1 protein-coding gene is annotated in these 909 nt (G+C 44.3%); it reads right to left on the reverse strand.

Annotation, left to right across the window (positions count from 1 at the left end):
• Positions 1-909, reverse strand: a 909-nt coding sequence (locus GC128_RS22930; protein WP_407643554.1) for an esterase/lipase family protein, incomplete at both ends; no start/stop codon positions are given.

Here is a 909-nt window from a genome sequence, read left to right on the forward strand (position 1 = left end):
ATTTGCCTAATACAATGCCCGCAGCCCCTTCCTGCTTGGCCCCTATTTTCATTCGGCGATACGCTGCCGGTGAGCCAAGATCGGGAATTACCCCATGCACAATGCCCAAGATTTTATTCTGGCAGCCCAGGTATTGCGATGCATAGCGAGCAATTAACCCGCCCATTGAATGGGTCACAAGAATGACCTTCTCCACGGCCATACCATGACCATGTAGGTGTTTATACATCCCGATCACTTTATCAATATACTCAACCAGTTTTGTCGCCGATTCAGCATTATCCTGCAGCCAGTTATAACCAAATACATGTACCGGGAATAAAAATTTCTCAAAATGATCAAGTTCGCTGCGAGTTAAAACAGCTTCACCAGCTTCCTCGGTACCCAGCGTTTTTTCCAGCAACTTGCTCATTGCTCCTTTCCCTACTTCACAACCGCCTTGATCCGGTAATCCTTTTATGAGGTCTTTTTGCCAGTCATCCAGTAATGCACCTTGCAAAACGCTCAAGAAATCCCCGTAACAAAAAGCCAGCGCCTCTCCCCATTTCCGTTCTTTACGGCTCGGAAACAGCTTTCCTTCATCGGAGATGGGAGAGTATATGTTGTTATTGATTTTTCCGCGGTCATCAACTTTAGTGGAATCAGGGTTTAATAATTCCCTTCTTATTTTTCCGTCTTTTTTCACCCATTCCAAAAAAGTATCGATATCGCTATCACCTCGCCAAATTTGATTATCTTTACCAGTCTGAGTAGTCATTAAATTCGTCCCCATTACGCCAGGTAGAAATATTACCGGGATCGCTTTTGTCGGAGGTTTAAGAAGTTTAACTTTGGCATCTTTAGAGATTTGTTGTAGCGAAAATCCGTTCCAGAAAACGTTTCCGTTCTCATCCCATTGAGGTAGCTGGC

It is taken from the genome of Buttiauxella massiliensis (assembly GCF_902500225.1).
GTDB classification, from domain to species: domain Bacteria; phylum Pseudomonadota; class Gammaproteobacteria; order Enterobacterales; family Enterobacteriaceae; genus Buttiauxella; species Buttiauxella massiliensis.